Here is a 14,071-nt window from a genome sequence, read left to right as displayed (position 1 = left end):
TGCTGCCATGACCGCGTGGTCACCCGACCAGGCCCGCAAGACCTATTCGATCCCGCACTGGGCCGCAGGCTACTTCGACGTCGGCAGCGGCGGCCGGGTCGTCGTGCGGCCGCGCGGCGCGGACGGCCCGACGATCGTCCTGCCCGAAGTGATCGACGCCGCCCTGGCGCAGGGCGCCAACCTGCCGCTGCTGGTGCGCTTCCCGGACGTGCTCGGCGACCGCCTGCGGATGCTGCAGGAGGCGTTTGCGCAGGCGAAGGCCGACTGGGACTACGCCGGCGGCTACACCGCGGTGTACCCGATCAAGGTCAACCAGCATCGCGGCGTGGCCGGCACGCTGGCCTCGCACGCCGGCGAGGGCTTCGGCCTGGAGGCCGGGAGCAAGCCTGAATTGATGGCGGTGCTGGCGCTGTCGCGCCCGGGCGGGCTGATCATCTGCAACGGCTACAAGGACCGCGAGTACATCCGACTGGCGCTGATCGGCCGCAAGCTGGGGATGAACACCTTCATCGTGGTCGAGAAACCGTCCGAGCTGCGGCTGGTGATGGAAGAAGCCGAGGCGCTGGGCGTGGAGCCGGTGCTGGGCGTGCGCATGCGGCTGGCCTCGCTGGGCGCGGGCAAGTGGCAGAACTCCGGCGGCGACAAGGCCAAGTTCGGGCTCAGCCCGCGCCAGCTGCTGGACCTGTGGAAGTCGCTGCGCGATGCCGGCATGGGCGGCGCGCTCAAGCTGCTGCATTTCCACATGGGCTCGCAGATCTCCAACGTGCGCGACATCGCCCGCGGCATGCGCGAGGCCACGCGCTATTTCGTCGAGCTGTCGCAGCTGGGCGCGGTGATCGACTACGTCGACGTCGGCGGCGGCCTCGGGATCGACTACGAGGGCACGCGCTCGCGCAGCTACAACTCGGTCAACTACGGCATCGCCCAGTACGCTTCCAACATCGTCCAGCCGCTGGCCGACGCCTGCGCCGCCAACGACCTGCCGGCGCCGCGCATCGTCACCGAATGCGGGCGCGCGATGACCGCGCACCACGCGGTGCTGGTGGCCAACGTCTCGGAAGTCGAGGCCGCGCCGGAAGGCCGCGTGCCCGACGAGCACGACGACGAGCCGATGGTGATCCGCCATCTGCGCGGAATCCACGCCGAGCTCGATGAACGGCCTGCCGTGGAGCTGTACCAGGAAGCGCAGCACTTCCACGCCGAGGGCCTGTCGCTGTACGCGCTCGGCCAGCTCGACCTGGTCCATCGCGCGCGCATCGACGACCTGTTCTACGCCATCGCCCACGCGGTGAATGCGCGCCTGACCTACCGCGAGAAAAGCCACCGGCCGCTGCTCGACGAGCTCAGCGAACGGCTGGTCGACAAGTACTTCGTCAACTTCAGCGTGTTCGAATCGATGCCGGACGTGTGGGCGATCGACCAGGTGTTCCCGATCGTGCCGATCGAGCGCCTCGACGAGGCGCCGACGCGCCGCGGCATCATCGCCGACCTGACCTGCGATTCGGACGGCAAGATCGACACCTATGTCGAGAACGAGGACCTCGACACCTCGCTGCCGCTGCACGAACTGCGCCACGGTGAGAGCTATCGCCTCGGTTTCTTCCTGGTCGGCGCCTACCAGGAGATCCTCGGCGACATCCACAACCTGTTCGGCGACACCGACGCGATCGAGGTCAAGGTCGACGGCGACGGCGACGGCTACACGATCGCCCAGCAGCGTCGCGGCGACACCACCGACGTGATGCTCGACTACGTCGGCTACCAGGTCGACGACCTGCGCCGCACGTATCGCGAGAAGGTCGCAGCCGCGAACCTGCCGGCCGACGAGGCGCAGCGCCTGGACGATGCGCTGGAAGCCGGGCTGACCGGTTACACCTACCTGGACGACACGCCGCTGGCGTAGCCGCCTTGCGCATGTAGGAGCGGCTTCAGCCGCGAGCTCCTGCTCCCTTTCGTGCGAAGGCAGGGGAGGGCTGGGGAGGGGTGCTTTCAGTAGAACCGCGAACCATGGCCACCCCCTCTCAACCTCCCCTGCCTTCGCAGGGAGAGGGGGCAAGAGCCAAAGCTCGCGGCTGAAGCCGCTCCTACAGGAGGTGGTGGATTCTTCGCGCCTGGCTTACGCGCCGCGGTGGATCTGCAGCCCCGCCAGCGACTGGCTCACCGGCATCACCTCGAAGCGGTTGATGTTCAGGTGCGGCGGCAGGTTGGCGATCCACCACACCGATTCGGCGATGTCGCCGGCGGTGATCGGCTGCGTGCCCGCATACAGCGCGTCGGAGGCCGACTGGTCGCCGCCGGTGCGCACTAGGGTGAACTCGGTTTCGGCCAAGCCCGGTTCGATCGAGGTCACGCGCACGCCGGTGCCGTGCAGGTCCGAGCGCAGGTTGAGCGAGAACTGGGTGACGAAGGCCTTGGTCGCGCCGTAGACGTTGCCGCCCGGATACGGGTACGAGCCGGCGATCGAGCTGATGTTGAAGATCGCGCCGCGGCGCGCGACCAGCGTCGGCAGCAGGGCGTGGGTCATCGTCGCCAGCGCGGTGACGTTGGTGTCGATCATCTGCCGCCACTGCGCCAGGTCCGCGCGCTGCGCCGGCGCGGTGCCCAGCGCGAGTCCGGCGTTGTTGACCAGCACGTCGATGTCGCGGAACGGCGCGGGGATCGCGTCGAGCGCGGCCTGCATCGCGTCGGCGTCGCGGATGTCGAACGCGGCCGGATGCACGACGTCGGCGCCGAAGCGTTCGACCACCCCTTGCAGGCGCTCGGCACGGCGGCCGGTGGCGACGATGCGCCAGCCGGCGCTCGCGAAACGTTCGACGATGGCGGCGCCGAAGCCGGCGGTGGCGCCGGTGACGAGGAGGGTCTTGGTCATGCGGCAATTCTAGGCGCGTTGCATGCCGGCGGCATCCGCGCCGCGCGCGGGGTGTCGGCGCGCGGGGGTCAGGACTTGCCGGGCGCCTTCTTCGCGGCGGTCTTCGCGGCCTTCTTCGCAGCGGGCTTCGGTGCGGTCTTCGCGGCCTTCTTCGCAGGCGCGGACTGCTCGGTCTTCGCGGCCGCGGGCTTGCGCTTGCGCCCGGTCGCCGCCTTGCCGCTGGTGCGCGCCTTGGTGGCGCGGTGCTTCTTCAGCATGTCCTCGGCCAGCACCACGTCCTCGGACAGGATGCCGGCGGCCTTGGCGATGGCGATGCGCGCCTCGGCCTTGTTGTCGTCCGGGCTGGCGAGCAGCAGCTCGCGGATCGCCTCGCGCAGCGCGGCCTCGGCGTTGTGCTTCAGGCGCAGGTTGTCGCCCTGCCTGAACAGCCCCATCAGGGCGTCGACGACGGGCTTGATCAGTGCGGCTTCAATTGGCATGGCGGCGCTCTCCCTATGGGCACGCATCATGCCGCAGCGGCTTCTCAGCGGTCGCGACCGGGTCCTGACGGCGGTCGCGGATCGCCCGGAAGGCGCCCTCGGGCGCTGGACAACGTCATCCTTGATCGCGACCCGCGTTCCTGCCAGGGCGGCTGCGCCCCGGCCTGCATTCCCGGCAAGCAAAGGCCTTGCGCGAACGCGGCAGGCGGCTTTGCCCCCGAATCCCGAATCCCGAATCCGAATCCCGAATCCCGGACTACTTCACCTTGATCGCCATCGCCGGCAGGCCGCCGTTGGCCAGCTTGCCCTTGGCCGCGGCCAGCTCGGTAGCGGTGCCGTAGGGGCCCATGCGCACGCGGTAGATGGTCTTGCCGTCGATCGACGCCGACTCGACGCGGGCATTCAGGCCGAGCAGGGCGATCCGGGCCTTGACCGCTTCGGCGTCGCCGGATGCACCGAAGGCGCCGGCCTGCAGGATGTAGGGCGCCTGCGTGTCCGTGTTCGTGGCCACCGGCGCCGCCGGGGCCGAAGGCGCGGGTGCTGCCGGCGTCGTCGCGATCGGTGCCGGCATGGCCGCGTCATCGGACGCGGCGGCGGCCGCCTGCTGTTGCTGCGCGAGCTGCTGCTTGCGCGCCGCCTCGGCGCGGGCGCTGGCGGCGAGCTCGGCGTCGGACATCGCCACTTCCTGGCCGGGCAGCACGGTGTAGAAGTCGTACTGCCGCTCCTGGTCGTCCGCGCCCTTCGCGCCGGGCTTCGGCGCGGCGGCGACCGGCGCCGGCAGGTCGGCATCGTCGTCGCTGGACGACGACGGCTGCGCGTCCGGGTTCGCGCGCGGCAGGATGAAGCCGTCGTTGCCGTCGGACTTCAGCAGCCGCGGCAGCGTCAGCACCGCCAACAGCGCGATCACGATGCCGAGGACCAGCCAGGCCCAGCCCGGCAGGCCGCCGCTGTTGCCCGAGTTGCGTCGCGCCTGCGACTTGCCGCGTCTTGCTGCCATAGAGCCTGTTCCGAGCCGTTATCTGGGTCGCGCTGGGGCCAAGTGCCCGCAGCGCAAGGAAGAGAGAGGGCGCGCATGTCGATGCGCAACCGAACGATGACACAGCGCTGCGGGCACTTGGCCCCAGCCCGAAGGGTTGCCCTGCCGTGGCCGCCATGCGGTCGCCCGCGGCTTGACCTGACGGCCAGTCAGGCACTGCGCCGCGCGCGACCGCATGGCGGCCACGGCAGGGCAACGCGGCCCGGATAACGGCTCGGAACAGGCTCTCACATTTTCTCCGGTGCGTGTACGCCGACGAGGTCCAGTCCGTTGGCCAGCACCTGGCGTACCGCCAGGGCCAGTGCCAGGCGCGCGTCGCGCACGCTGGCGTCATCGACCAGGAACTGGTGGTCGTTGTAGTACGTCTGGAACGCCTGCGCCAGTTCGAGCAGGTAGGTCGTCACCAGGTGCGGTTCGAGCTGTTCGCCCGCGGCGGCCACCACTTCCGGCCAGCGCGCCAGGTCGGTGAGCAGGCCGTGGCACGCGGCGTCACCCGGATCGAGCGGCTGCGCCAGGCCGTTGTCGAGGTCGAACGCCAGCCCGCGCTCCTCCACCTGCCGCAGCAGCCCGCAGATGCGCGCATGCGACAGCTGCACGTAGTAGACCGGGTTGTCGAGCGACTGCGAGCGCGCCAGGTCGATGTCGAACACCAGCTGCGAATCCGGCTTGCGGGCCAGCAGGAACCAGCGCGTCGCGTCGCGCCCGGCTTCGTCGATCAGGTCGCGCAGGGTCAGGTAGCTGCCGGCGCGCTTGGAGAGCTTCACTTCCTCGCCGCCGCGCATCACCGTGACCATCTGGTGCAGCACGTATTCCGGCCAGCCGTGCGGGATGCCCGCGTCGAGCGCCTGCAGGCCGGCCTTCACCCGCGCCAGCGAACCGTGGTGGTCGGCGCCAAGTTCGGTGATCGCGCGCTGGTAGCCGCGCTGCCACTTGGACAGGTGATAGGCGACGTCCGGCACGAAGTAGGTGTAGGTGCCGTCGGACTTGCGCATCACGCGGTCCTTGTCGTCGCCGAAATCGGTGGTGCGCAGCCACAGCGCGCCGCCGTCCTCGTAGGTGTGGCCGTGGGCAACGAGCTCGCGCACGGTTTCCTCGACCTTGCCGTCCGCATACAGCGACGACTCGAGGAAGTACACGTCGAACGACACGCCGAACGCGGCGAGGTCGCCGTTCTGCTCGTTGCGCAGCCAGGCCACGGCGAAGCGCCGGATCGCGTCAAGGTCGTCGGCATCGCCGTTGCCGGACACGACCTGGCCCTCGACCTCGACGCTGGCGCGGTCGAGGAAGGCGCGGGCGACGTCGGCGATGTAGTCGCCGCGGTAGCCGTCTTCCGGCCAGCCGGCGTCGTCGGGCGTCAGGCCCTTCGCCCGCGCCTGCACCGAGCGGGCGAGGTTCTCGATCTGCACGCCGGCGTCGTTGTAGTAGAACTCGCGCTTCACCGCCCAGCCGTTGGCGTCGAGCACGCGCGCGATGCAGTCGCCGATCACCGCGGCGCGGCCGTGGCCGACGTGCAGCGGGCCGGTCGGGTTGGCCGAGACGTATTCGACGCCCGCGGTGCGGCCGTCGCCGCTGTCGTTGCGCCCGTAGGTCGCGCCCTGCGCATGCACCGCGCGCAGCTGGCGCTGCCAGGCGTCGGCGGCGAGGCGGAAGTTGAGGAAGCCCGGACCGGCGATCTCGACCGCTGCGATGTCGCCGCTGGCCGGCAGCGCGTCGACCAGCGCCTGCGCCAGCGCGCGCGGATTGCTGCGGGCCGGCCTGGCCAGCAGCATCGCGGCGTTGGTCGAGAAGTCGCCGTGGCTGCGGTCCTTCGGGCGCTCGACCACGAAGTCGGGCACGGCGAGGTCGGCGGGCAGGGTTCCGGCGGCGCGGAGGGCATCGATGCCCTGTGCAATCAGGGCGCGGAGCTGGGATTTCACGGGGACGGGGTGTCGCGGATCAACGGCCCCGCATTGTACGTGAGCGCGGCACCAGCCCGCGTGGCGCCGCCGGGCCCATGCAACGGACCCGTGGTGCGAACCCGGTAGAAACAGAGGGTGGCACATCCTTGTGCCGCACGTTTCCGTGCTCCATCCATGAACCAGTCGGTTGCGCCGCGCGCCGTTCAGACCCAGCCGCGCGCCGCCAGCGAGACCGGCGCGCCGTCGCCGATCACGAAGTGGTCCAGCAGCCGCACGTCCACCAGCGCCAGCGACTGCTTGAGCCGGGCGGTGACGGCGCGATCGGCGGCGCTGGGTTCGGCGCTACCGCTGGGATGGTTGTGGCCGACGATGATCGCCGCGGCGTTGTGCGCCAGCGCCCGGCGCACGACCTCGCGCGGATGTACCTCGGCGCCGTCGACGGTGCCGCGGAACAGCTCCTCGAACGCCAGCGCGCGATGCCGGGTATCGAGGAACAGCGCCGCGAAGATCTCGCTGGGATGGCCGCGCAGGCGCTGGGCGAAGTAGCGGCCGGCGGCGGCCGGGTCGGTCAGCGCGTCGCCGCGCTCCAACCCGGCAGCGAGGAAGCGGTTGCACAGTTCCAGCGCCGCCGACAGCTGGCAGGCGCGCGCCGGGCCCAGGCCGGGCAGCTTCGCCAGTTCCGGTGGGCTGCATTCGAGCAGCCGGCGCAGCGGGCCGTGTTCGGCCAGCAGCTGGCGGGCGGTGGCCACCGCATCCAGCCCCCGCAGGCCGGAGCCGAGGAAGATCGCCAGCAGTTCGGCGTCCGACAGCACCACCGCGCCGCGCTTGAGCAGCTTCTCGCGGGGGCGTTCGCCGGCGGGCCAGTCGCGGATGTGCATGGAAGGTCCAGTGGGAAGGAGGTTCGCCGACGGCTGCCCACCCGGGGCGATGCAGAAGGAATGGCCACATGCCTTTCAAAAGCAGCCGCCGGCGATGGGGACATTGGAGCGCGTCGCGCGGCCCGGCGCAGTCGGGCCGCGTGGGCGGTTCGGGTAAGCTGGCGCCCTGTCTGCAGGTAGGGATTTCCTGACATGGCCGAGGCCAGCGACAAGCTCCAGGGACGCCGCATCCTGCTGTGCGTGTGCGGCGGCATCGCCGCCTACAAGGCGGCCGAGCTGGTGCGGCGCCTGCGCGACGCCGGCGCCACGGTGCAGGTGGCGATGACCGACGGCGCGCAGCATTTCGTCGGCACCGCGACCTTCCAGGCCGTGTCCGGCCTGCCGGTGCGCACCAGCCTGTGGGACGCCGCGGCCGAGGCCGCGATGGGCCACATCGAACTCGCGCGCTGGGCCGACCGCATCGTCATCGCGCCGGCCACGGCCGACACCCTGGCGAAGCTGGCACACGGCTTCGCCGACGACCTGGTCACCACGTTGTGCCTGGCCACCACCGCGCCGGTTTCGGTCGCCCCGGCGATGAACCACCGCATGTGGCTGCATCCGGCCACCCAGGCCAACATCGCGACCCTGCGCGAACGCGGGGTGCAGGTGATCGGCCCCGACGACGGCCCGCTGGCCGAGGGCGAGTCCGGCCCCGGCCGCCTGCGCGAACCCGACGCGATCGTGGCCGAACTGATCCAGGCGCTGCGCTGATGGCCGCCGCCGATGCGCTCGCGGGGCTGCGCATCGTGGTCAGCGCCGGGCCGACGTACGAGGACCTCGATCCGGTCCGCTTCATCGGCAACCGCAGCAGCGGCAAGATGGGATTCGCGATCGCCGCCGCCGCCGCGCGCCGCGGCGCGCAGGTGCTGCTGGTGGCCGGTCCGGTGGCGCTGGCCACGCCCGCAGGCGTGCAGCGCGTCGACGTGCGTTCGGCGGCGCAGATGCACGACGCCGTGCTTGCCGGGCTTCCGGCCGACGTCTACGTCGGCGCCGCCGCGGTCGCCGACTTCACCCCGCGCCAGGTGGCCGCCGGCAAGATCAAGAAGCGCGACGGTGAAGACGGGCTGACGCTTGAACTGGTGCGCACGCGCGACATCCTCGCCGACGTCGCCGGCCACGCGCGGCGGCCGCGGCTGGTGGTCGGCTTCGCGGCCGAGACCGACAGCGTCGACAGCAATGCGCGCGCCAAGCTGGTGAAGAAGAAGGTGGACCTGATCGCCGCCAACCGGGTCGGGGTGGAAGGCAGCGGCTTCGAGAGCGACGACAACGCGCTGGTCGTGTACTGGAACGGTGGCGAGCAGGCGCTCGGCCCGGCGCCGAAGACCGAGCTGGCCGATCGCCTGCTGGACCTGGTCGCCGAACGGCTGTAGGAGCGCCCCACGGGCGCGATGGCGTTCCCGGCGCGACGCGATTGCGCCCATGGGGCGCTCCTGCGGGCGTCGACGCGACTTGCGTTACGCTCGCGGGCCACGATCCACCGCGCAACAGGCCTTCCATGCACCACACCCTGCAACTGAAGATCCTCGATCCACGCATGGGCCGCGACTGGCCGCTGCCGGACTACGCCACGCAGGCCAGCGCCGGGCTCGACCTGCGCGCCGCGCTCGACGCCGCGCTGGTGCTGCAGCCCGGCGACGCCGCGCTGGTGCCGTCGGGACTGGCGATCCACATCGACGATCCGGGCCTGTGCGCGGTGGTGCTGCCGCGCTCCGGGCTGGGCCACAAGCACGGCATCGTGCTGGGCAACGGCACCGGCCTGATCGATGCGGATTACCAGGGGCCGCTGATGATCAGCGTCTTCAACCGCGGCCGCCAGGCCTACACGATCGAACCCGGCGACCGCATCGCGCAGCTGGTTGTGACGCCGATCGTGCGGGCAACGCTGCAAGTAGTGGATACTTTCGAGCACAGCGCGCGTGGGGCGGGTGGCTTCGGCCATACCGGCGTGCGTTGAAAATGGCAGTCGGGGGGCAGGCCATGCATGACGAACACGAACCGGGAAAGCTGCACGTGGCACTGGCCCACGCGCGGCCGTACCTGCCGATCATTGCCGCGATCCTTGCGCTGCTGGCGCTGTGGCTGGCCTGGAGCGGCTGGCGCCAGATCCAGGACGACAGCCGGCGCGCGGCGCTGGAGCAAGGCCGGGACATGGCCGCGCAATCCACCCAGCGGGTGCTCCAGGGCGATCTCGACAAGCTCGCGCAGCGGCTGGCGTCGACCGAAGTGCTGTCGGCACTCAAGGCCGGCGACCTGGCCGCCGCCGGGACCGCGCTCGGCGAGGGCTGGAATGGCATCGAGGATGCGGCAGTGCTGCAGCCCGACCTGCAGGACGCGTATGCCGGCCTGCCGAAAACCGGCTTCGGCCGCATCGCGGCCGCCGAGGCGGCGATCACCGAAGGCAAGCCGGTGCTGTGGGCGGTCCGCCACGGCGGCAAGCCGGCGATCGCGCTGGCGGCGCCGGCGCAAGTGGACGGCAAGGTGGTCGGCATCGCCGTCGTCCGCATGCCGCTGGCGCGCGCCACGCTCGGGCTGCAGAACGCCAGCCTGTCCGATGACAGCTACCTGGCCCTGCGCCAGGGCAGCTTCACCCTGTTCGAGCGCGGCGATGCGGCCCTGTCGCAGGGCGCCGAACGTCGCGCGATCCCGATCATCGGCACCAGCCTGCGCATCGCCGCGGCGGTGCCGACGGCGGTGATCAGCCCGTTCGGGCTGGGCGTGCTCGGGTCCTTCATCGCCGCCCTGGTGCTGGCGCTGCTGGCCTACGTATGTTGGCGCCTGCCCAGCCGGATCGGCGGCCTGCAGCACGCCGATGACGGCAGCGCGCCGACCCTGTCGCAGGTGCTGGTCGACGGTCCGCCGGAAGACCAGGTGCAGGCGCCCGTTGCCGTGCGCGACGCTCCCCGGCCCGCGCCGGTGCGCATCGACCGCGGCATCTTCCGCGCCTACGACATCCGCGGCGTGGTCGGGCAGACGCTCGACAAGGGCGTGGCGGAGCTGATCGGGCAGTCGATCGGTTCGCTGATGCAGGAGAAGGGCCTGGAGGACATCGTCGTCGGCCGCGATGGCCGGCTGTCCGGGCCGGACCTGGTCGAGGGCCTCGCGCGCGGCCTGCGCAAGGCCGGCCGCAACGTCATCGACATCGGCATGGCGCCGACGCCGGTGGTGTACTTCGGTGCCTACCACCTCAATACCGGCTGCTGCATCTCGGTGACCGGCAGCCACAATCCGCCCGACTACAACGGCTTCAAGGTCGTGGTCGGCGGCGAAACCCTGCATGGCGACGCCATCGCCGACCTGCACGCGCGCATCGCCGACAACCGCCTGCACGAGGCGCTGTCGCCGGGCGGCCACAGCGAGCGCGACATCTCCGAGGACTACGTGCGGCGGATCGCCGAGGACGTGCAGGTCGCGCGCCCGCTCAAGGTCGTCGTCGACGCCGGCAACGGCGTGGCCGGAGAGGTGGGCCCGCGCGTGCTGGAGGCGATCGGCGCGGAAGTCATTCCGCTGTTCTGCGAGATCGACGGCAGCTTCCCCAACCACCATCCCGATCCCAGCGAGCAGCAGAACCTCAAGGACCTGATTGACACGGTCGCGCGCTTCGACGCCGACTTGGGCATCGCCTTCGACGGCGACGGCGACCGCCTCGGCGTGGTGACGCGCGACGGCCAGAACATCTTCGCCGACCGCCTGCTGATGCTGTTCGCAGCCGACGTGCTGGAGCGCAACCCGGGCGCGGTGATCCTGTTCGACGTCAAGTGCACCGGGCGCCTGCCCGGCCACATCCTGCGCCACGGCGGCAGCCCGCTGATGTGGAAGACCGGGCATTCGCTGATCAAGGCCAAGATGCGCGAAACCGAAGCCGAGCTGGCCGGCGAGATGAGCGGCCACTTCTTCTTCGGCGAGCGCTGGTACGGCTTCGACGACGGCATCTACGCCGCCGCGCGGCTGCTGGAGATCCTCGCCACCGATCCGCAGGCGCCCGGCGAGGTGCTCAATGCGCTGCCCAACGGTGTGTCGACGCCGGAGATCAAGGTCGACGCGCCCAACGGCGATCCGCACCATTTCGTCGAGCGCTTCGTCGCCCAGTCGCACTTCGACGGCGCACGGCTGTCGACCATCGACGGCCTGCGCGTCGACTGGCCCGACGGCTGGGGCCTGGTGCGCGCCTCCAACACCACGCCGGTGCTGGTGCTGCGTTTCGACGGTGATTCGGCCGAGGCGCTCGAACGCATCCAGCAGGCCTTCCGCGAGCAGCTGCTGGCGCTGGATCCGGAGCTGCGGCTGCCGTTCTGACGCCGCGCACGGCTCCACTTTGGAGGCGGCCTCACTGGCGCGCCGCTGCGCTCGACCGGCGTGTAGTGCCGCGGGGGCGTGGTCGCGCCGTCCTTCGTGCGCGCGCGGCGTCCATGCCGGGCAAGGACCGTCACCATCGACCGCAAGCCCGGTCGCGCCGGGGTAGCATTGCCCGCAAAGGCGCGCCATACGCGGGATGCGCCACAGTCGATACGGGGACGGGATTGCATGCATTCGATGGCCGGAAGCGGCGCGCGCGGCGCGCGGACGATGGTGGCGGTGGCCTGGACGGCCGTCGGGCTGATGGCGGCGACCGCCGCGTTCGCGCAGGCGCCGGTGGTGGATGCCGCCGATTACGCGCGCGCGGAAAAGTTCCTGCCGCACAACACCGCGCCGCTGGTGGACCACGTGCCGTCGCAACTCGCTTGGCTCGATGACGGCCAGTTCGTCTATCGCGATCATGACGCCGAAGGCGACCGCTTCCTGCGCGTCGATGCGGCCAGCGGCGGCGTGGTGCCGGCGTTCGACCACGTCAAGCTCGCGCGCGCGCTGTCCAAGGCCACCGGCAAGCCGGTCAAGGCAGAACAACTGCCGCTGCAGCGCTGGTCGATCGACGACGGCGGTCGCATCACTGCGTCGGTCTCCGGCAAGGATTGGCGCTGCGACCTGTCGGGCAAGGGTGAATGCGTCGCGAAGGCAGGCAAGGAACCGGGCGTGCGTTCGCCGGACGGCAAGCGCGAGGCCTTCGTCCGCGACTGGAACCTGTGGGTCCGCGATGTGGCCAGCGGCGCGGAGACGCAGCTGACCACCGACGGCGCCACCGACTACGGCTATGCCACCGACAACGCCGGCTGGAAGCACACCGACAACGCAATCGTGGTGTGGTCGCCCGACTCGCTGAAGCTCGCGACGTTCCGCCAGGACCAGCGCAGGACCAGCGAGATGGTGCTGGTGCACACCAACGTCGGCGCGCCGAAGGTGGAGCGCTGGAAGTATCCGTTCGTCGGCGACGAGCACGTCACCATGATCGAGCGGGTGGTCATCGACGTGCCCGCGCGCAAGGTCGTGCGCCTGCAGATGCCGCCGGACCAGCATCGCTCCACGCTGTGCGACGACGTCAGTTGCAACGGAGGCTGGGAGGACGTGCAGTGGGCACCGGACGGCCGCACGCTGGCGTTCGCCTCCACGTCGCGCAACCACCGGCAGGCCTGGCTGCGCATCGCCGACGCGGAAAACGGTGCGGTACGCACCGTGTTCGACGAGAAGGTGAAGACGTACTTCGAGAGCGGCAATGGCGCGGTCAACTGGCGCTACCTGCCGGCGTCGAACGAAATCCTGTGGTTCAGCGAGCGCAACAACTGGGGCAACCTGTACCTGTACGACGCCGGCAGCGGCAAGCTCAAGCATGCAGTCACGACCGGCGAGGGCAACGTCACCGAGGTGCTGCGCGTGGATCCGGAAACGCGCACCGCGTGGTTCCGCGGCGTCGGCCGCGAGGCCGGTCGCAATCCGTACTACCAGCACTTCTACAAGGTCTCGCTCGACGGCGGCGCGCCGGCGCTGCTCACGCCCGAGGACGCCGATCACAAGGTCGAACTCTCGCCGGGCGGCACGTACTTCGTCGACACGTACTCGACCACCGACACCGCACCGGTCACGGTGCTGCGCAGCGCCGCCGACGGCGCGCTGGTGCGCGAAGTCGCGCGCGGCGACATCTCGCGCCTGCAGGCGGCCGGCTGGGTGGCGCCGGAGCCGTTCACGGTCAAGGCGCGCGACGGCAAGACCGATCTCTACGGACTGATGTTCAAGCCGACGGACTTCGACCCGGCGAAGAAGTATCCGATCGTCAACTACATCTATCCCGGCCCGCAGACGGGCTCGGTGCGCAGCCGCAGCTTCCTTGCCTCGCACGGCGACAACCAGGCGCTGGCCGAACTTGGCTTCGTCGTCGTCGCCATCGACGGCATGGGCACGCCGTGGCGCTCGAAGGCCTTCCACGACGCATATTTCGGCAACATCGGCGACAACACGCTGCCCGACCAGGTTACGGGGATGCGGCAGCTGGCCAGGCGTTTCCCGTGGATCGACCTCGACCGCGCCGGCATTTGGGGCCATTCGGGAGGCGGCAACGCCACCGCCGGCGCGATGTTCCGCTACCCGGATTTCTTCAAGGTCGGCATCGCCGAAAGCGGCAACCACGACAACCGCAGCTACGAGGACGACTGGGCCGAGAAGTGGCAGGGTCTTCCGGTCATCGCGAAGGACGGCAGCAGCAACTACGACGACCAGGCCAACCAGAACCATGCCGGCAAGCTCGCGGGCCACCTGCTGCTGATCCACGGCATGCTCGACGACAACGTGCCGCCCGCCAACACCCTGCTGGTGGTGCAGGCGCTGGTCGAAGCCAACAAGGACTTCGACCTGCTGCTGCTGCCAGAAGCGCGCCACGGCTACGGCAGCGGTGAGGTGGGCATGTACGTCACCCGCAAGCGCTGGGACTACTTCGTGCGCCACCTGCTGGGTGCGCAGCCGCCGGCGGGGTACCGAATCTCACCGGCTAGGGAGTAGCTGGCCCT

At 70.5% G+C, this 14,071-nt stretch carries 9 protein-coding genes and 1 pseudogene; 5 read left to right on the top strand and 5 right to left on the bottom strand.

Going from position 1 to position 14,071, the window contains the following annotated elements:
• The first annotated feature begins 7 nt into the window (after positions 1–7).
• Positions 8–1,903, top strand: a complete 1,896-nt coding sequence (gene speA, locus H570_RS0113285) for an arginine decarboxylase (RefSeq protein WP_027081166.1) — start codon at positions 8–10, stop codon at positions 1,901–1,903.
• 213 nt (positions 1,904–2,116) lie between these two features.
• On the opposite strand, the gene H570_RS0113280 is transcribed toward speA, so the two are convergent.
• The 5 genes from H570_RS0113280 to radC all read right to left on the bottom strand — a co-directional run bounded on the left by H570_RS0113280 (position 2,117) and on the right by radC (position 7,160).
• Positions 2,117–2,869, bottom strand: coding sequence for an SDR family NAD(P)-dependent oxidoreductase (locus H570_RS0113280; protein ID WP_027081165.1), 753 nt, complete (start codon positions 2,867–2,869; stop codon positions 2,117–2,119).
• A 68-nt stretch (positions 2,870–2,937) separates the two neighbouring features.
• The gene (locus H570_RS18350; RefSeq protein ID WP_051176391.1) at positions 2,938–3,348 is read right to left on the bottom strand and encodes a hypothetical protein; all 411 of its coding nucleotides are present in this window, start codon (positions 3,346–3,348) and stop codon (positions 2,938–2,940) included.
• 256 nt (positions 3,349–3,604) lie between these two features.
• A complete protein-coding gene (locus H570_RS0113270; RefSeq protein ID WP_027081164.1) occupies positions 3,605–4,345 on the bottom strand; it encodes an SPOR domain-containing protein in 741 nt (246 codons plus the stop codon).
• Positions 4,346–4,611: 266 nt separating this feature from the next.
• Positions 4,612–6,300 carry an arginine--tRNA ligase gene (gene argS, locus H570_RS0113265; RefSeq protein WP_027081163.1) on the bottom strand — a complete coding sequence of 563 codons (1,689 nt, stop codon included), beginning with the start codon at positions 6,298–6,300 and terminating at the stop codon, positions 4,612–4,614.
• A 185-nt stretch (positions 6,301–6,485) separates the two neighbouring features.
• Entirely contained in the window at positions 6,486–7,160 is a 675-nt protein-coding gene (gene radC / locus H570_RS0113260) for a RadC family protein (protein WP_027081162.1), read from the bottom strand.
• A gap of 192 nt (positions 7,161–7,352) precedes the next feature.
• On the opposite strand from radC, the pseudogene coaBC reads away from it, so the two are divergent.
• The 4 genes and pseudogenes from coaBC (at position 7,353) to H570_RS0113240 (ending at position 14,063) form a co-directional block, all read left to right on the top strand.
• Positions 7,353–8,572 (top strand): annotated as a pseudogene (gene coaBC / locus H570_RS17595) (bifunctional phosphopantothenoylcysteine decarboxylase/phosphopantothenate--cysteine ligase CoaBC).
• Positions 8,573–8,697: 125 nt separating this feature from the next.
• Entirely contained in the window at positions 8,698–9,156 is a 459-nt protein-coding gene (gene dut, locus H570_RS0113250; protein ID WP_027081161.1) for a dUTP diphosphatase, read from the top strand.
• A 23-nt stretch (positions 9,157–9,179) separates the two neighbouring features.
• Positions 9,180–11,495, top strand: a complete 2,316-nt coding sequence (locus H570_RS0113245; RefSeq protein WP_051176427.1) for a phosphomannomutase/phosphoglucomutase — start codon at positions 9,180–9,182, stop codon at positions 11,493–11,495.
• 270 nt (positions 11,496–11,765) lie between these two features.
• Entirely contained in the window at positions 11,766–14,063 is a 2,298-nt protein-coding gene (locus H570_RS0113240; RefSeq protein WP_156899988.1) for a S9 family peptidase, read from the top strand.
• Positions 14,064–14,071: the final 8 nt, after the last annotated feature.

Source organism: Luteimonas mephitis DSM 12574, from assembly GCF_000422305.1.
GTDB lineage: Bacteria > Pseudomonadota > Gammaproteobacteria > Xanthomonadales > Xanthomonadaceae > Luteimonas > Luteimonas mephitis.
Note: the sequence above shows the minus strand (reverse complement) of the source record. Positions and strands in the feature narration are given on the sequence as shown.